Raw genomic sequence first — 18,985 nt, 5'->3', positions numbered from 1 at the left:
CAAATCCACCGTTAAGCTCTAAAAATGCCCCGGCGTTCGGGCTTTCAGACAGGTACGGAAATTGACTGTATGGATATAAAGCGGAAAATCTATTGGGGCTGGTACGTCGTCCTCGGCGCTTTTCTTATTCTTGGGATCAACTATGGAGCCCGTTACTGTTTCGGTGTTTTTGTGAAACCGATGTCCCTGGAATATCAGTGGTCCCGTTCGGTAATCTCCCTGGGCGCCTCCCTCATGATCCTGAGTTATGGAATCGGCGGCATCGTCTCCGGCTATCTGCTGGATCGGATGGCGCCGCGATGGATTATAACCATCGGCGCAACGGTTGCAGCCACCGGGCTGATCCTTACAGGTTTTGTGCAGTCACCCTGGCAGTACTATCTTACCTACGGAGTCCTGTGCGGGTTGGGAACCTCCTGCTTTGGGGTCGTCGCCTGCAGCTCCTCCGTGGGAAAATGGTTCATCAAAAAAAGAGGAGTAGCGATCGGGACGGCGTCGGTAGGAATCGGAGCGGGCACCATGATTCTCTCCCCTCTCCTGGGATATATCGTTCAGGTAAGCTGGCGGCAGGGCTTTATCTTTCTGGGGCTCCTCATTTTTATCGGAGTGGTCAGCCTGGCTCAGGGATTGATGAAGAAAACTCATCCCGAGGCCTATGGGCTTTGGCCTGATGGAATTCCGCAAACTCCTCGTGAGCAGCCTCCGGAAATACCCCTTCCCGCCCTGGTTTCATCGGATCCGGAATCAAACCAGACGGGCGTGCCTTCCCTCTCCGATATTTTCAGTGATTCCCGCTTCTGGATCCTTGCCTTGTGTTACAGCCTGGCAATCATGGCGGAAATGGCGGTCTTTGTTCATCAGGTGGCCTACGCGATAGACCTGGGCATCAATAAGATCGCCGCTGCGTCTTCCCTTGGCTTTGTCGGAGTTTCAAGCATTCTGGGCCGCTTCTTCTTTGGCTGGTTGAGCGACCGGATTAAAGATGCAAAATATGCCTCATGCATCGGTTTCATTATGATGCTTATAGGCATGGTCATCCTGATGAATGCGGACAACACGGCATTCCTTTTCGTTTACGCTCTCTTTTTCGGATTCGGGTACGGCTCCATCGCCACGATGATGCCTTTTCTGCTGGCGGATCGCTTCGGGCGTCAGGTTCTGGGAACGACTTATGGCGTGCTGACTTTTTTTTCCGCGGGCATTGGTGGAGGGGCGGGACCGCTGTTATGCGGATACATTTATGACCGGTTCGGCTCTTACGACTATGCCTGGCAATTTTATCTCGCCGTTCTGGTTTTCGTCTCGTTTCTCATTCTGACTCTGAAACCCCGGCATCCGGACTCGAATCACTGACGCCTGTGCCGGTCCGGGAAAGCGCCTCCTCCCGGGAATGCAGCATCCCGTCAAGACGTTCCGAAACTTTTTCGGCAAGATGCTGAAGCAGGCTCGTATCCATACCTGCTGAATAGCGCTCCGGGGAAGCATCCCCCAGATTCAGACTGCCCCGGAATTCTCCATGCAGAGTGAGGGGAACCACGGCAATGGACTTGAGAAAGAACTTCCGGTTTTCAGGAAACAGTTTATAAAACGGACGGAGATTCTCATTGGCCAGCACAGGAGCTGTTTTCCGGGGAAGGATTGTATCGAAAGATCCTTCATCAAGAATTCCCACTCGTTCCCATAGGTATCGCGGCATGGCCAGACTCGTCTGCAGATCATCTTTCTCACGTTTAACGACACTTACCCAGATGTAGGGAATGTCAAACTCGGCTTCCAGCTTCCGGAACAGTGTTTCCAGCAGTTCAGACGGTGTGCGTGCGGAATTCAAAGCCTTCTCGACTTTCAGAAATTTTCTGGCGATTTCTTCATTCTTCTTCAGTGTGTCCATGATCTGCTTCACGTGTTTCGTTATCCCTCCTCTTTCATCTGCAGATTACTTTTTTCAAATAGTGAACTCCGCAACCAGGATTGTATGATCCGATGGTTTCTCGGCCATCCGCGGGTTCATATCGATGTTGCATGAATCGCAGTGCGCGGCCAAGGCGGGGGTGGAAAGAATGTGATCAATCCGCCACCCCAGCTTTCTCTCCACCGATCGGGGAACCCGGTAATCAAAAAAGGTGTAACATTCCACTTCTCCGGGGTGATGCTTGCGGAACAGGTCTTCCAGTCCCCAGGACTTGACCCGGTCAAAGGCATCCCATACCTCGGGGTTGAAACAGACATGCCCGAGAAGACGTTTGGGATCATGGACATCGATCTGTTCCGGCGCGACATTGAGATCACCGCACCAGACGAGGGGGGCATCTGATGACCACTTTTGAACCAGATATTCCCGAAAGCGGGCATACCATTGAAGTTTGTAGGCAAACTGGGGGTTTTCCCGATTGCGGCCCTGAGGAACATAGGTGTTGATCACCGGAACACCGGAATAAACGGCGGCAATCAAGCGATCCTCATCCGCGTCGTCTGCCTCTCCGCCTAATCCATATGTGACGTTTTCCGGTTTTTCCAGAGAAGCGATTGCAACTCCATTGTACTGCTTCATTCCCCGGAAAACGACATGATAGCCTGCAACCGTGAAAGCGTCAGCGGGAAACCGGGCATCCGCCACTTTCGTTTCCTGCATGCAGAACACATCGGGCCTGTTTTCCTCAAGCCAGGAAAGAATGATATGAAGACGGGAGCGGATGGAATTGACATTGTATGTGGCAATCTTGAATCGAGCCATAGTCTTTGCGGTCACCTCCCTGCTGCCAACAGCCGACGCGGATCAGGGTCCCGGATGATGATGTCGCGAATACCGACAGAGTCGACATGTGCATACCTCGACCCTTCAACACCCGCCTCTGATCACGGAAGAACACTACGGGGCGACACTTCCCGCCAGTTTGACAAGCACCCTGGCGATCTTCTCGGGCGGCAGAACGTAAGAAGCAGCGTTCATCCCGATGGCTTCGCCCGGCATGCCGTAGACGACGGAAGTCTCCTTGTTCTGCGCGATGGTAATCATCCCGCAGTCTTTCATGACCTTGAGCTCATAAGCCCCGTCTTTTCCCATCCCGGTCAAAAGAACGCCCACGGCATTTTCTCCGTAAGCCCGGTAGACGGAACGAAAAAGATAGGACACGGATGGACACAGGCCATTCTCCGGCTCGCCTTTGGTCAGTATGATCTTTCCCAGCGCATTCACTCCCATATGCAGGCCGTCTGGGGCGACGTAAGCGTGACCAGGCCGTATTTCCTCTCCATGAACAGCAACGGAAACAGGATAATTCGCCGCCCGGGAAAGCCAATCCACAAATCCGGGAATAAATCCCTGGGTCATGTGCTGCACGATGAGGATTGGAATTGTAAAGTTATCAGGCAAGTCCGACAAGATCTGTTTCAAAACCGTCGGACCTCCGGTGGAGGCGCCCATGGCCACAACCTCAAAACGTTTGGTTATTTTCCCGATATCCGGTTCGCCAGAAGCTGGAGGAGCCGGTTCGATTCTGGGACTCCGCGACCAGCGTCGAATCACCTTGACTTCAGACATGGCCTTGACTGCCCGAATCAGATCCCTCGCCCGGATATCATAATCCCTGGCAGCAATGGAGGGCTTTTCCAGTACGGCCAGCGCTCCGGCTTCCAGGGCTCGGAAAGTCTTTTCCACTTCAGTGCTGACCCATGCCGCACTGACGATGATGATCGGGGTGGGGATTTCCTCCATAATCCTGCGGGTGGTCTCGAATCCATCCATTCGTGGAAGGTTGACATCCATGGTAATCAGATCGGGACGCAGCCGTACTACCTCCTTGAGCGCTTCCTCTCCGCTCTCCGCAACCCCGACGACTCGAATCTGAGGATCGGAATGCAGGATGTGACTGAGCAGTTCCCGAACTACGGGAGAATCCTCTACAATTAAGACTTTGATCATCTTATCTGCGTCGTTTGAAGACATTGTAATCCCCTGATTCAGGCAACCCTTTTAATGACATCAAGCAGATTGCTCTGATCGAAACTGCTCTTGACAATGTAGGCGTTGGCACCTACATCGATTCCCCGTTCCCGGTCTTCCCGTGACTCCAGAGCGGTCACCAGAACCACAGGAAGGTCCGCCAGCTTCTTATCCGCGCGGATCCGGGCTGTCAGATCGAATCCGTTCATTCTCGGCATTTCCACATCAGACACAACAAGGTCGAATTTATCCGTCCGCAAAACCGTCATGGCATCAATTCCGTCGACTGCCGTTTTTACCCGATAACCGGCAAATTCAAGAATATTTCTTATCAGAGTCCGGGAGGTAATGGAATCTTCAACAACAAGAATCGACAATCGTTCGGACTCGGCGGGAACCTCTTTTCCAGGCGCCATTCCTTTGGGCATTGCCGTTTCCGAATATCGGACGGCGGACTTGATCAGATCAGTAACATTCAGCACCGGAACGACCTCCCCTGTCCCCATCACGGTCGCCCCGGCAATATTTCTTACCCGGACAAGCTGCCCTCCCAGGATTTTTAGGACAAATTCCTGTTCACCCAGGATTCGGTCGAGACTGAAAGCAAGGCGCGTTCCTGCCGCACTGAGAATCGCAATTTCCACATGACTTTTCTGTACCTCCGTTTGTGCTCCCTGCGAAATTCCCAGAATCGAACCCAGGGGAACGAGAGACAGGGTTTCTTCATATAAACGAACGGTTTCCCTGTTTTCAACAGTTCTGATGTCCGAAGGGCGGACTCGCGCAACCCGTTCCACATTTCCCGTAGGCACGACAAAATGCCGGTTGCCGACTTCAACCAGTATCCCCCGGAATGTCGCCAGAATCAGCGGCAATGCAATCCGCAGGGTCATCCCCCTGTCCGGTTCGGTTTCCACGGAGATGGAACCTCCGAGTTTTTCAATCTTTTCCGATACAATGGCGAGTCCCAGCCCCCGGCCGGAAAGGTCCGTAATGATGGGAGCGGTAGTCAGACCGGAACGAAATATCAGAAAAAGCTCTTCCTCCTCATTCAATCGTTCGGCTTCCTCGCGGGACAGCAACCCGTTCCTCATGGCCGCTTCCCGAACATCCGCCCTCCGGATGCCGGCCCCGTCGTCCTCCAGGAGAATTTCTACCTTGCCACTGTCTTTCTGTTGAATGCGGAGCCGAATTCGACCCTGAGCCGATTTTCCCTTCTGCAGCCGTTCACCGGGCATTTCGATCCCGTGATCAATGGCATTCCTCAGAAGATGCATCAGAGGATCCTTTATTTCCTCCAGAATCCGCCGGTCGATTTCAATGCCGCCGCCTTCAATCAGGAAATCGACTTCCTTGCCGCTGTCCCGCGCTAATCGTCGAACGACATGAGGATACATATCCAGAAGCGACGAGAAGGGCAGAAAAAGCGTCAGCTTCATCTCCTCAAGAAGATTGTCGATCATTCCGCCAAATTCGTAATTGTTCTGCTGAATGGCGCGCGTCACGGACTTAAGGGAATGCTCAATCGATTGCAGGCGCAGTCCGTCCCCTTCAAGAATGTCATTGAGTTTGAGGAAAGCCTGCTGAGCCCTTTCAGTACCGCTTTCCCCTTCCTTTTGGAGAAGCTGTTGAATTTTCCTGATCTCCGCCTGCGTTCTGGTCCATGCCAGCTTCATATCGACAAGATTCAATCCCAGTTCCCGCAGTTCGTTATGCCTTTCCCGGATATTCCCTTTGGAAACGAACAGTTCCTCTGTCTGCCGAAACAGGCGGTTGAGCTTCTCTGTCGAAATTCTGACCGTATCGACCGTCTGCGTTCCCTCCTCGGGAGAAGCTGCCGTTACTGATACGATCTGCACCGGTTCCATACTTTCCACGCCCGGCATGTCCTGTTTCGCCTCCGGAATCTTCGCTTCCCGAGATCCTTCAACTTTTATTAACGCACCCTTTTCCTCCCCTTCAAACTGACCGGAAATGGCTTTTTCCAGTTTCGAAATCATCCCGGAAATGCGCGTCTGTTCCAGGGGCCGGAAATCCGGTGAGTCCGGGGCAAGCAGAAGTTCCAGCATGTCCATGGCCTCGTAAAGGACATCGTATAAAGCCGGGACAGGATGCAACGCTCCATTTTTCAGGGCGGCAAAGGCACTTTCCAAAGCCTGGCAGAGCATCTCAATATCTTCACGGTTGACTGCCCGGGCGGCTCCTTTCAGACTATGAACCTCCCGGAAAACAGACTCCATAATTTCCGGGTGTCTCTCCGCATCCTGTCGCCATTCCAGATCCGCCAGTCCGGCAAGAATCGTTTTCAAATGATCGGCGGCTTCAACACGAAAGGTGGCCATCAATTTTTTCAAAAAGGCTTCCTGTTTGCTGACCATTAAACCATCACCCGGTTTTTTAGAGCCTGTATCGATCAATAAGCTGCTTGAGCTGCTGTCCCAGATCATGGAGGTTCTGAGCCGCGGTCTCCACCTGCTTAGCCCCGGCAACATTCTGTGAGCTGGCCTGACTGATGTTTGTGATCGCCAGTACAACCTGGTCCATCCCCACAAGCTGCTGCTGGCTGGACGCGGTAATCTGGGTCGCCGCCTGAGCCGACTCTTCAATTGTATCCGAAAGACGACGGAAGGAATTTCCCGCCTCGGAGGTCTGCCTCACCCCCGCCTCCACGGCCTTGATCTCCTGCTCCGTGGACATCACGGCCTCGCCGACGGCCTTCTGGACTTCATTCAGGATGGTCCTGACCTGCGATGTCGCCTGCTTGGACTGCTCCGCCAGGTTCCTCACTTCCTGAGCGACCACGGCAAACCCCTTCCCCTGATCGCCGGCCTTGGCCGCCTCGATGGCCGCATTGACCGCCAGCAGATTGGACTGGTCCGCGATATCGTTAACGGTGGCAATGATTTCTCCGATAGCCTGACTGCGCTCACTCAATTTCACAATGCTTTCAGAAATGGAATCGGTCTGAGTCCGGATGAAATTCATTCCTTCCACGGCCAGATCGATGGCCTTGCGGCCCTGCTGAGAGACCTCCGTGGCCTTCTGTGCGCTGTCAAAGACATGCGTTGCCTTTTGGGTCGACAGATGAGCGGTTTGTTTGACCTCCTCAACGGTCGACGTGGTTTCGCTGACCGCCGAAGCCGTCTGACTGGCTGCAGAGGCCAGTTCCGTCGTCGATGCGGAAATCTGTGTGGCCGAAGAGGCAATGACATTGACCGCCTCCCGGATGCTCTGCATCTCGGCACGCAGGGCGCTGATCATGGCGGCGAAGGCCTTACCCATGACATCCCGGTCAGAAGGGGTCTTCATCTCAACCGTGAGGTTCCCGGCGGCTATCTGCTGAAGCACCCCGGCCTTCTCCTGCAGGGACTGCGTCATCTTCATGAAGGCCCGCGCCAGCATACCGATTTCATCCTGGCGGTTCTCATCTGAAATCTGCACACTGAGATCGCCTTCGGCTATCTGCTCCGCCGCGGAAACCACCTTCTCCAGCGGCCGGGTCAGGCTGCGGGAAAAGAAATAGAAAAAGGCTGCAGCCAGAAGCAGGGAGATGAAACCGATAACGGCAATGAGATTCCCGGTGAAGACGGCGGGCTTCAGCAGCTCCTTACGGGAGATCGTTGTAAATGCCGTCCAGCCCGTGGTTTTTATGTTGGAAAAAGCAGCCACCTTTTTCTCTCCTTCGAATTCATAATTCGCCACGCCTCCCCCCTGCAGAGCAGCTTTCTCCGAAACACGTTCCATGCCTTTGAGCTTTTTGTAATTAAGCTTCAGGATGCTTTCCTTGTCGGGATGTGCCAGCACCGTACCCTCCTCATTTACAAGCAGGGAATACCCCGTCTGCCCGATCTTGATCTCATTAACCATATCGATCAGGTAGCCTACATTAATTGCGCAACCTACTACCCCGATGATTTTATTAGTTCTCCCCGAAAATATCGGGCAGGCGGTCATAGAAATCAGTTGGCCCGTCGCTTTGGACCTGAACACATCGCTGAAATTACAGTTCCCCTGCATCGCCTTCTTGAAATAATCCCGATCCGAGGCATCAATCCCGTGATCCTTGCCCTGAACAGCATCTGCGTAAACAATACCGTCCCGTCCGAACAGAACGATGGTTTCATATCGATTTCCAGCGGCTTCACGAATCCTGACGAGTTCTCGCTCCACAAGGGCGATTTCACTCCTGCTCTCTTCTCTGCCAACCTCCGCAACCTTCTCCGCGGCAGCCTTTACACTGTTGGAAAAGGAAATCGCCTGGGAAAGACGCAGTTCCTCCGACAGCCCCAGATCGATCGTACTGGCCAGACTGTTAGAAACATTTGTCATTTCTTCATAGGCAATGGATGAGATACTGTCCATCGACTTGTAAACCGACGCAATTCCAATCACAACCAAAGGAGCCAGAACAACCAGGAGGCCGCCTGTCAACAGTTTTGTGCCCAGTTTCATATTCATTAGTCTCGTCTACTACTCCTTTCCCTTTATTCCATGAGAACCTTATCCCTCGTCATTGACAAGTATCCGATCATCGGAGAGGATTTTTTCCACACGCAGAACAATCGTTCCCTCATCGGTCACCCCGGCAAGGTATTTTTCGCGAATGCCGGTCAGAGTCGGCAGGGATGGCTGCATTCGTTCTTGAGCGAGTGCCTGAATTCCCAGAAGGACATCGGCGACAATACCCACCTCCAGTTCCCGATAACGGACAATGATCAATTTATGGAGATCAGTCAATCCGCTCTCAGGCAGATCAAAAAATTTCTTGATATCCATGACGGTAAGAATCCGTCCTCGAACATTTACAATCCCCAGGATGAAGGAGGGCAAACCCGGAAAAGACGTCAATTCCCGAAGCGGCATCGTCTCAACGACAAAACGGGCTTCAATGGCGTACCGCTCCCCTGCCAGCATAAAGGACAGAACCTCCATGAAAAAGGATGATTCTCTCGAAGTTTCCGGCTTTTTTGCCAACATCTCCGCACGTTCCTTCAGAATCCGTTCTTTCTCTTCCTCTCCGGGTACCCACAAGGCATCTGTGGGATTTCTGAATTCAGCCAAACTGTTTTTTCCTCGCATCAACGAAATTTATGCCCCCGGGGCGTTTGATCTCCCCAGATCCGCCATTAAAATAATATCTTTTAATCTTCCTGCCGTTACCCCATCGGATTCCGGCAGAATTTCCTCCGGCTGATAGTTTTGCAGCAACAGGAGGGCGTGTTCAAAGTGCTTTGACGAAAGGGTTTTCCGGCCTTCCTCCCGGACGAGATTGCCCAGAGTAAAATGAGCCAGGACAAAATCAGGGTCCAGGTAAAGGGCATGATGCAGTGACTGTTCCGCATCGCCGAAACGTCGCTGTTCAATAAAAATAACCGCCAGCAGGTAATGGCATCCCGCGTCAAGTTTATTGTTTGAAATGGCCTTTTCACACCACTCCTGCGCTTCGGGAAGACGCCCCTGATCCGCATGAAGACGGGCCATCAGCGCCTGACCGTGGAAACTCTCCGGATACTGCTCAAGCAATGAAGTGAGAATTTGTTCACATTCACTATATCGCCCCTCTTTGAAAAGCCGCAGGGCACTTTCATGGAGAGCTTCTTCCCCGATTTCTTTCATTGCTGCAGACGGTGGAAATTCAGAAACGGACGGCGCCATTCTGGAGGGTTCAGTCTTCCGCTCCGGGATGGAATCGGACGGCAAGGGCTCCGCAGTTGACAGGGAGGCCCATTCCCCCAGTTCGGTCTGTCCTTTCACTGCTGCGTCGTTTTTCGAATTTCTCCGGCTATGGTGGTATATTTCCAGTGTCCCCCGCTGATCCATCCTTTTCTGATACAGGGTGACACCGGGAAAAGTCACTGCTACAAATCTTGTAAAGAGCAGGTGGAATCCTTCCGTTACGCTGGGAAGGACCCACCCTTCGTCGATCAGCGCGCGATAGAAACGCCCGACAACCCTTTTCGCCAGCGAGGGTTCCAGATACATCAGAACGTTCCGGCAGAAGATGATGTCCATGGCATTCGTGTTATTGTACAGTGAAGGATAAGTATCCGTTGCCAGGTTCAGGTAATTGAAGGTTACCATCTTCCTTATTTTTTCTGAAATCCGGTACCGTCCATCGAGCGTCCGCGTAAAATACTGATCCTTAAGCCATTGGAAATCGCCGCGGAATGACCATTCCCGATATATTCCCTGTGAAGCCCGCTCCAGAGAACGTGCGTTTATATCTGTCGCGAGAAGGGTAACCTGCCACTTGCTGATATCCGGAATCAGCCGGGAAAGCATGATCGCAATCGTGTAAGGTTCCTCGCCTGTCGCGCAGCCGGCACTCCAGACCCTGAGAGAACGCGTGCTGCGCCGCGATTCGATCAATTCCGGCAGAATATATTTTTCCAAGGCCTCCAGGCTTGCCGTTTCCCGGAAAAAATAGGTTTCTCCTACGGTCAGATGACTGGCCAGCGTTTCAATCTGCCGCTGCGTCAGCTTTGTGGAGAGCAGCCAGGACACAAACGGTTCGATGGAATCGAAATGAAATTCCCGGGCGGCCGACAACAGGCGCCGCTTCAAATCAGGCAGGCGTTCCCGTGGCATGTGCAACCCCATATGAAAGGTTATCCATTCCGCCAACCGCCGCCATTGCTCATCGGAAATAAACCGATCCATGCACTCCTTATCTATGACGGTGGAAGCTCCTGATCGAGGATATCGTGATCCTCAGGAGAAAGATATCCTTCCGGGTTCTGAAGAATCACGAGTTCATCTCCGCTTTTGACAATCCCTTCGACATACGTCAGTTTATTCAGAACTTCTTCGGCGGGGATCCATTGAGTCTCATTCCTGTCCTGTAATTCAACAACGTCATCCACCCAGAGGGCCACTTTTCGCCTCTCCAGAGTCACAAAAATCAAACGGTCACTCAGCTCACCCCCCCGCTCGGGAAGAGCACAGCACCGGCGCAGGGAAATGACGGGGACAACATCCCCCTCGATATTGACGACCCCTGCCACGATCGAAGGCAATCCCGAAAACGGCGTGATTTCAACCATCCGAACCACCCTCTGCACCCGGGATAGTTCAAGGGCATACCGCTGCCCCCCAACGGCAAAGACTAAAAGCTGGCTAAGGCAATTCACAAAAACCTCGTCCTTACAAAAAGAAACGATTCACGCAAGAGTCTGTTCATATGGTTGATCAAAGACCTCCAGCTTAAAATGACCCGCAATAATCTCGGCGATTCCTTCCCGAATGCCTTTCACGGGCTGTTGTTGCCCAAATACCCCTTTTACTGCTGAAAACTCCAACTTTTTCTTTATAGAGGTGATATGGGGGTTTGTCGTGGAACGGCTGAAAAGGCCGAGTTACGAATAATGGCGGTAACTCTAATATGATTTATCCGTTGAATTCAAGATATTTCTAATAAAGCCTGCTGATATTCCCTGATCAGCATGGATTTGTCGATTCCCTGATCGATGAAATCCCATGGAAGGATTTCACGAATATCCTTGCTGCGATAAACGTAGAAATCAGGATTGAGATTAACTTTTTTCAGTGCCTGCGACCAGTTGCCGCCCGACTGGTGAACTTCAAGAAGAATTTGCCCTACCCGCCGGTCGCCCAGGGACAACAGGGTCTGAATGTAATTCCATTTCGGCAGATCGTGAAGGACCTTTACAGACCCTTCTCGATGCAGGACCCTTTCGATCCGCTGAAGTTTCTTTCTGACGATCCGGATATCCTCCAGGGGGTGCCACTGGAAAGGCGTTGAGGACTTGGGAATAAACTGGTTGATGCTCAGAATGATTCGCTTGAAAGGCTGTTTTCCTTTTGAAATCTGCAGGGCATGATGGCGGATCCGCCGGGTCAGAACGATTATGCCTTCAATATCCGCTTCAGTCTCTGTCGGCAGACCGATCATGAAGTAAAGGCGGATCTGGCGAATGCGCTCTTTAACCAGGCATTCCACGGCATGAAAGATATGAGCCTCGGAAATCCCTTTGTGCAGGACATCCCGCAGACGCTGTGTCCCGGCTTCCGGGGCCAGAGCCACCGTTTCCACCCCGGATTCCCGGAGCAGAGCAGCCATTTCCCTGTTCACCCGGTCCGTTCGGAGCGAACCGAGGGAAAAGCTCCCTCCTCTACCCAGGACGTGACGACACAGATCAGCCAGTTGCGGATGATCGGAAACCGCTGTACCCAGCAGTCCGATCTTTTTACCCAGGGCAATACCTCGAATAAAGGAAGTTTCCAGGGCCTCCATCCGGCGGAACCGGAGGGGTCGATAAACAAAACCGGCGGCGCAGAAGCGGCAACCCCGCTGGCACCCCCGGCTTACTTCCGTGAGGAAAAGCTCGCCGAATTCCGTTTCCGGTGTCGTGATGACCTGCTCCGTCACAAAAGCGGAGATATCCCGGACCCACCGTCTTCGGATCTTTCCGGGAAGGGCCTCATCCGCCGGCTTCATTTCCTGTATCGTCCCGTCGGACTGGTAAGACACAGAATAAAGCGCCGGCACATAAACACCCGTCACATCACGTTGAACGGCAAATAAACGGTCCCCGCGCTTCTTTCCCTGCCTCAGAACGTTATCATACCGTTCCACGAATTCCGGGAGCAATTCTTCCGCTTCACCCAGAAGAAACAGATCCACAAACGAACTCAGCGGTTCAGGGTTCAGGGTTACAGCAATCCCTCCCGCCATGATCAATGGGTCTGAATCGTCCCGCGATCCTGCCTCCATCGGGATGCCTGCCTGTTCCAGCATTCTCAGGACATAAGGATAGTCATTTTCAAAGGGGAGAGCAAAGGCAAGAATATCAAATTCTTTCAACGGCCTCTGCGACTCCATGCTGACCAGTGCCTCTTGCCGGCTGGCATCGCCTTCCGTGGGATCGGGAAGAAATATCCGCTCACAAAGACAGCCCGGCAGCCTGTTCAGGAGGCCGTAAACCGTCTGAAAGCCGAGATTGGACATTCCGATTCGATAGACATTCGGATAGGCCAAACAAACCGTCAGTTGGTCATTCCAGATCTTCCGCCGGGTTCCTCTCTCTCCGGCAAGAAGCTTTTCATACCGTTTCTGCTGCATCCATGACATGACATCCCCGTATCCAGCTTGCCCCGTGCGACGATTTTCACCTCCCCACCTTCCCGAGGCTGACGACGTCGGACTTCATCACCGGCTCGACGACGCCTGATCGATGCAACTGCGTCGACTTCGTCCTGCCGCTTTTTTATTCTTCCGAATGCAACGTGAACTTAATCCGCCTGTCGACGCAGAAAAGTCGGGATTTCGAGATCGGGATTTTCATCGTCATCAATGAGCCCCATCCTTATGACATTAAGATCGCCGTTTCCGGACTGGCTTTTGCGGATGAAAGCCGGAACGGCAATATCTCTGCTGCGATTCGTGCTGAAGGAAGCCAGGTTGGACAGACCATGCTTCTTCTTTCCCGCCTCTTCAAAGCCCGTGGCGATGACGGTGATCCGGATCTCATCCCCCATGGTCTCATCAACAACCGTCCCGAAAATGATGTTGGCCTCTTCGTGAGCCTCCGCCTGAATCAGCGAGGAAGCTTCGTTGATTTCAAAAAGAGTCATATCCGGTCCGCCGGTAATGTTGAGCAGCACGCCCCGTGCACCCTGGATCGAATTATCCTCAAGGAGCGGGGACGAAATGGCCTTCTGTGCGGCCTCCACTGCCCGGTTTTCCCCGTTGGCCGAACCCGTACCCATCAAGGCCAGTCCCATCTCAGACATGACGCTTTTCACATCGGCAAAATCCAGGTTGATCAGTCCGGGAATTGTGATCAGATCGGAAATCCCTTTAACAGCCTGATAAAGGATATCATCTGCTTTTTTGAAGGTTTCAAGGAGGGAAAGATTTCTGCCGCCAAGGCTGAGCAGCCGTTGATTGGGAACCACGATAAGGGTGTCCACAATTTTTCTCAATTCATCGATGCCTTCATCCGCCTGGACATTGCGCTTCTTGCCTTCAAACTGGAACGGTTTGGTCACCACGGCGACGGTCAGGGCGCCCATTTCCTTAGCAACTTCAGCAACGACGGGCGCACCCCCTGTTCCCGTACCTCCACCCTGACCAGCGGTAACAAAAACCATATCCGCCCCTTCGATATGCTGACGAATCAAATCTTTTGTTTCCAAGGCTGCCTGTTTTCCGACATCCGGATTGGATCCCGCTCCGAGACCTCTGGTAATTTCCGCACCAAGCTGAATTTTCACAGGCGCAAGAGACTGCCCGAGGGCCTGGGAGTCCGTGTTGGCAACAATAAAATCAACACCCTTGAGATTGGAGGATATCATAGTGTTAATTGCGTTCCCTCCACCACCACCGATTCCAATAACCTTGATTTTTGCGGAACTGAAATTTTCCGACTCAGACAATTCAAACATGACACCCCCCTAGAAGAATTCTAATATCCATTTTTTGAATTTCGCGATCACATCATCCCCCGCCTTTCCCTTCTCGCCCTTCCTCACGACAACCTTGGCCAGGTTTTTACTCCCGTAAAGGACAAGACCGACGCCTGTCGCATACATGGGGCTGTTAACCACATCTGTCAATCCTCCGATACCTGAGGGATACCCCCTCCGGACCGGCATATTGAAAATCTGCTCCGTCAGTTCCGTAATGCCGTCCAGGAGAGCCGTCCCACCTGCAAGCACAACTCCCGCAGCCAGAACGTCTTCATAGCCGGAGCGAACGATTTCCTTATATGCCATGTTCAGAATTTCTTCCATACGCGCCTCAATGATCCGCCCCAGGATCTGGCGCGACACGACACGAGGCTCCCGGCCGCCTACGCTTGGCACCTCAATGGTTTCCTCCTTGGGAATCATCGGCGCATAGGCGCACCCAAAGCCGATTTTGATTTTTTCCGCCTCGTTAAGGGGCGTTCTCAAGCCGGTGGCGATATCACTGGTCACGTAATTACCACCGACGGGAATAACAGCCGTATGACGGATGCTTCCCTCCCAGAAAACCGCAATATTCGTGGTTCCGCCCCCGATGTCCAGCAGAGCCACTCCCAGATCGCGTTCATCATCGCTCAGCACGGCCTGACTGGCTGCAAGCTGTTCCAGAACAATATCATTGATGTCCAGCCCAACACGGGTAACGGATTTTTCAATATTCTGGATGGAGGTCACCACACCGGTTACGACATGGACCTTCGCTTCCAGCCTGACACCAGACATGCCTACCGGATCCTTAATCCCATCCTGTTCGTCCACAACATAACTCTGGGGCAGTGTATGCAGGATCTGCCGGTCCAGGGGAATGGCGATCGCTTTGGCGGCTTCGATAGCACGTTCCACATCCTCGCTGCCTACTTCACGCCCCTTCACGGCCACGATGCCCAGGCTGTTCTGCGCTTTAATATGGCCGCCGGCAATCCCCGTAAAGACAGAACCGATTTCACAGCCGGACATACGTTCCGCCTCTTCCACTGCTGCTTTGATCGCCTCTACGGTGCTGTCGATGTTCACTACGACGCCTTTCCTCAATCCGTCCGAGGGATGAGAACCGATGCCGATGATATCAATGCCTGTATCGGTTACTTCACCAACAATGGCACAGGTTTTTGTCGTGCCTATATCCAATCCGACGATGACATTGCCCTGCATACCCATTTGCTCTGTCCACCTTTCTCTGATAATGGGAGGATGTGAAACAAGAACTTGTGCATCCTCTCCTGTCTTGAAATGAACGAAGTTGTCGGCATAGCCACCGACTCTTCCCTTATTGTCACACTAACCCCCGGAATCTTTCCTTCCAAGCCTCGCTGACCTGCTCTCTTCCGCCTGTCAGGGTCATGTCTTATATTCCTGCCGTGAATCAGAAAGTCCTCTGGGAGCAGGAATATTTCTTTTTGAAACGGTTACTTTCAACGGATTTCTCAAATCAATGCGAAGAAACCCCTCTTTCAATTGGCGTCTTTCCAAATCCTCGAGAATCGGAGACAGACGCTGCAATTTTGTGCCGTAATCATCAACTCCCAGGACAAGACACAGCCCGTTGTCGGTAAAGACTGAAATACCCAAAACTTCATTACCCTGAATTTCTGAAACAGAGTCAATAGTCGGAAAGTACTTGGAACTTGACAGATCATTTATTAAAGTCCTTGCGTTTTTCAGAAGAAGCTCATTCAATTTGCCCTCCTGATAAAACCCTGTCAATACAGGAAGATCACTTTCGTCATTTTTATCCAGTTTCTTGAAAATAACGCCTTCCTGATCCATCAGATAAAGGTTGGAGCCTTGCCTGATCGCGGCTATTACCGAGCGCTCCTGAATCTGAACCACCAGACGGCCAGGCAGCTCCCGGCCGATGGACACCGATTTTATCCAGGGATTGGCACTGATGCGCCGTTCCAGAGCTTTCTCATTCAATGCCAGCAGGTTCTGCGAAGAGCTCACCAGACCGAGAAGAAGAACTTCTTTTTCCGTCAACTCCCGGCACCCGCGGACAACCGTTTCGCGAACACGGAAACAGGGAGCACTGATTGTAAAATTAAATGCAAAAATCAGCACAGCACCTGTAAGCAGAATTACAACAATGAGGAGAATTGATCGGAAGATATCGACGAATATCGTCCTGCTGCGACGCTTCAATCGATATTTTTTTGCCTCCAGCTTTCTTGTGAAAGCTCTTTTCATCCATCTTCTCCGACAATATGAACCTCAGCTTCCAGTTGTATGGCCCGGCAATTCTCAACCCGACCTTTAATCTCCTCAATCAGATCAACCACATCCGCGGCCCGGGCATGCCCCAGATTGACGATGAAATTGCCATGCTTCTCTGAAATCATGGCATCCCCTCGACGGGTCCCCTTGAGGCCGGTTTCCTCGATCAACTGACCCGCGGGCAGATTGCGAGGATTTTTAAAGATGGAGCCCGCGTTTCGAAAGTTAAGAGGATGCTTACTTTTCCGCAAGGCCAGAATTTCACTGATTTCAGCGGATATCGATTCCCGCTCTCCTGGACACAGAGCAAACTCGGCACAGACAATCACCGCTTCATCGGAAAGATTCAAACGACGGTATTCAAAGGAAAGCTCCCGGCGGGAAAGCGTCTCCAACTCCAAATGCTCATTCAGCACGGTAATCGCTGTTACCACGTCTTTCATTTCTCTCCCGAATGCTCCGGCGTTCATCCGAACCGCCCCGCCTACACTGCCGGGGATGCCAGTGCAGAATTCCAGACCAGCCAGAGATTCTTTGATGCAGAGCTGAACGATCGAAGCCAGAGGGACACCCGCTTCCGCCTGCACCCGGATCTTTCCTTCCGGGTCTGAAGCCCAGGACAGTTTTTGCAGCCCCCGCAGAGCGACAACCACTCCCCGGCAGCCTCCGTCTCTGACAATCAGATTGGTTCCGTTTCCCAGAGTCAGGAAGGGGATGTTCTCTTTCCGCAGAAAACGAACCAGCTGCACCAGTTCCTCCATACTCTGCGGAACCACCAGTGCATCGGCCGGACCGCCCACACCCATGGAGGTATAACGATCCAGAGGTTCATCGAAAAGCACAGCCCCCGAAACACAGGACTTCAATTGTTCTTTGATAAAAAAATCATGCAGCACGGGAATCCTCAACCTCCTTCAGTCGGCTCAAGAGAGAAACGCCCACCGAATTGACACTTCCCGCCCCCTGTGTGATCACTGTATCTCCCGGCTGCACCACGGTCATCAAATAGTCGGTGATGTCGCTGAAATTCGGAATATAGCGAACCTCCCGGCGCGTGAGGGAGCGGATGCCGTCGCAAAGCGCCTCCGCCGTGACACCTTCAATGGGATCCTCACTGGCAGGGTAAATGTCTGTCACAATCAGAAGATCCGCTTCGGTAAAGGCTCCGAGAAATTCCCGGAAAAGGGCCTGGGTCCGCGTATAACGGTGCGGCTGAAATACCACGATCATCCGATTTTTCCAGACCTGTCGAGCTGCCGCCAGCGTCGCGCTGATTTCCGTGGGATGATGGCCATAGTCATCCACCACTGTGACCCCGGCGATTTTTCCCTTGACTTCCAATCGACGCCCCACACCAACATAGCTTTTCAAACCCTGCTGTATGTCAGGGAAAGTCATGTCCAGTTCCCGCGCAACAGCGACAGTCGCCAGGGAATTGTATACATTAAACATCCCCGGAACAGAAAGAGTCACGGATCCCAGACATTCCGTTCGATAATAGAGTTCATACTCCGTAACGGCTCCATTAAAACGGAGCTCTTGCGCCCGATAGTCCGCCGCCGGCTCCATCCCGTAAGTGATTGTTTTTCGCTTGATATCCGAAAGAATCGTTTTGATGTGAGGATCATCGAGACAAAGGACGGCGGAGCCATAAAAAGGAACGATGTTGGCAAACTGCAGAAAAGCGTCCTTTATGTCTTCAATGCCCCGGTAAAAATCCAGATGTTCCCGGTCGATGTTGGTAATGACGGCCAGGGATGGCGAAAGCTTAAGAAAAGAGCCATCGCTTTCGTCTGCCTCGGCCACGATAAACTCCCCATGCCCCATCCGGGCGTTGCTCCCGATACTGCCCAGCTTGCCCCCGATGACCATGGTAGGATCCAGCCCGCCGCTGGCCATAACCGTTGCAATCATGGAAGTTGTCGTGGTCTTGCCGTGACTTCCCGATACGGCAATGGATACCTTCATTTTCAGCAGTTCCGCCAGCATTTCCGCGCGGGGAATGACGGGAACAGAGCGTCTGTGCGCCTCCAGGACTTCGGGATTATCCTTCCTCACGGCCGTTGAGGTGACCACCACGTCGACATCGGTCAGGTTGGAAGCCTTGTGCCCCTGAAATACCGTGGCTCCCAGGGATGACAGATGCTCGGTGGTATCCGAAGTTCTCAGGTCCGACCCGCTGACCGTATACCCCAGATTAAGAAGCACCTCGGCAATCCCGCTCATACCGATGCCGCCTATGCCGACAAAATGAATATGGCGCACCTTTCTGCGCATGACGTCTGTTATTCTGAAAAGCTTCATGGAGTTCAATGGCATTCCCCTCATGTGTGAAACATATCACAC

General features: G+C 52.6%; 15 protein-coding genes. 1 reads left to right on the top strand and 14 read right to left on the bottom strand.

Annotated elements, in window-relative coordinates:
* Positions 1-69: 69 nt before the first annotated feature.
* The gene (locus SYN_RS03320) at positions 70-1,353 is read left to right on the top strand and encodes an MFS transporter (protein WP_041584669.1); all 1,284 of its coding nucleotides are present in this window, start codon (positions 70-72) and stop codon (positions 1,351-1,353) included.
* Here SYN_RS03320 and SYN_RS03315 read toward each other — a convergent pair.
* The 14 genes from SYN_RS03315 to murC all read right to left on the bottom strand — a co-directional run bounded on the left by SYN_RS03315 (position 1,310) and on the right by murC (position 18,916).
* The gene (locus tag SYN_RS03315) at positions 1,310-1,900 is read right to left on the bottom strand and encodes a DUF484 family protein (protein WP_041584668.1); all 591 of its coding nucleotides are present in this window, start codon (positions 1,898-1,900) and stop codon (positions 1,310-1,312) included. The two genes, SYN_RS03320 and SYN_RS03315, sit on opposite strands and share 44 nt — an antisense overlap.
* Positions 1,901-1,942: 42 nt before the next feature.
* On the bottom strand, positions 1,943-2,731 hold the full coding sequence (gene xth, locus SYN_RS03310; protein ID WP_041584667.1) for an exodeoxyribonuclease III: 789 nt from the start codon (positions 2,729-2,731) through the stop codon (positions 1,943-1,945).
* A gap of 135 nt (positions 2,732-2,866) precedes the next feature.
* Positions 2,867-3,943 (bottom strand): chemotaxis-specific protein-glutamate methyltransferase CheB, encoded by a 1,077-nt coding sequence (cheB, locus tag SYN_RS03305; protein ID WP_011416606.1) that lies wholly within the window; start codon positions 3,941-3,943, stop codon positions 2,867-2,869.
* 14 nt (positions 3,944-3,957) lie between these two features.
* The gene (locus SYN_RS03300; protein ID WP_158302906.1) at positions 3,958-6,294 is read right to left on the bottom strand and encodes a hybrid sensor histidine kinase/response regulator; all 2,337 of its coding nucleotides are present in this window, start codon (positions 6,292-6,294) and stop codon (positions 3,958-3,960) included.
* A gap of 43 nt (positions 6,295-6,337) precedes the next feature.
* Positions 6,338-8,398, bottom strand: a complete 2,061-nt coding sequence (locus SYN_RS15025) for a methyl-accepting chemotaxis protein (protein ID WP_011416604.1) — start codon at positions 8,396-8,398, stop codon at positions 6,338-6,340.
* Positions 8,399-8,440: 42 nt separating this feature from the next.
* Entirely contained in the window at positions 8,441-9,001 is a 561-nt protein-coding gene (locus tag SYN_RS03290; protein WP_202943584.1) for a chemotaxis protein CheW, read from the bottom strand.
* A gap of 27 nt (positions 9,002-9,028) precedes the next feature.
* Complete coding sequence (locus SYN_RS03285; RefSeq protein ID WP_011416602.1) at positions 9,029-10,600, bottom strand: CheR family methyltransferase; 1,572 nt, start codon at positions 10,598-10,600, stop codon at positions 9,029-9,031.
* Between the two features lie 11 nt (positions 10,601-10,611).
* Positions 10,612-11,070, bottom strand: a complete 459-nt coding sequence (locus SYN_RS03280) for a chemotaxis protein CheW (protein WP_011416601.1) — start codon at positions 11,068-11,070, stop codon at positions 10,612-10,614.
* Between the two features lie 269 nt (positions 11,071-11,339).
* The gene (locus tag SYN_RS03275; protein ID WP_158302905.1) at positions 11,340-13,022 is read right to left on the bottom strand and encodes a radical SAM protein; all 1,683 of its coding nucleotides are present in this window, start codon (positions 13,020-13,022) and stop codon (positions 11,340-11,342) included.
* A 170-nt stretch (positions 13,023-13,192) separates the two neighbouring features.
* Positions 13,193-14,347: a cell division protein FtsZ gene (gene ftsZ / locus SYN_RS03270; protein WP_011416599.1), complete on the bottom strand. Its 1,155-nt coding sequence runs from the start codon at positions 14,345-14,347 to the stop codon at positions 13,193-13,195.
* Positions 14,348-14,356: 9 nt separating this feature from the next.
* Positions 14,357-15,586 carry a cell division protein FtsA gene (gene ftsA / locus SYN_RS03265; protein WP_011416598.1) on the bottom strand — a complete coding sequence of 410 codons (1,230 nt, stop codon included), beginning with the start codon at positions 15,584-15,586 and terminating at the stop codon, positions 14,357-14,359.
* Between the two features lie 180 nt (positions 15,587-15,766).
* Positions 15,767-16,612, bottom strand: coding sequence for a cell division protein FtsQ/DivIB (locus tag SYN_RS03260; RefSeq protein ID WP_011416597.1), 846 nt, complete (start codon positions 16,610-16,612; stop codon positions 15,767-15,769).
* The gene (gene murB, locus SYN_RS03255) at positions 16,609-17,535 is read right to left on the bottom strand and encodes a UDP-N-acetylmuramate dehydrogenase (protein ID WP_158302904.1); all 927 of its coding nucleotides are present in this window, start codon (positions 17,533-17,535) and stop codon (positions 16,609-16,611) included. Before murB ends, SYN_RS03260 begins: the two co-directional genes overlap by 4 nt.
* The gene (gene murC, locus SYN_RS03250; RefSeq protein ID WP_041585316.1) at positions 17,525-18,916 is read right to left on the bottom strand and encodes a UDP-N-acetylmuramate--L-alanine ligase; all 1,392 of its coding nucleotides are present in this window, start codon (positions 18,914-18,916) and stop codon (positions 17,525-17,527) included. Before murC ends, murB begins: the two co-directional genes overlap by 11 nt.
* Positions 18,917-18,985: the final 69 nt, after the last annotated feature.

It is taken from the genome of Syntrophus aciditrophicus SB (genome assembly GCF_000013405.1).
In the GTDB taxonomy this organism is placed as follows: Bacteria; Desulfobacterota; Syntrophia; order Syntrophales; family Syntrophaceae; genus Syntrophus; species Syntrophus aciditrophicus.
This window is presented reverse-complemented; position numbering and strand designations above follow the sequence as displayed.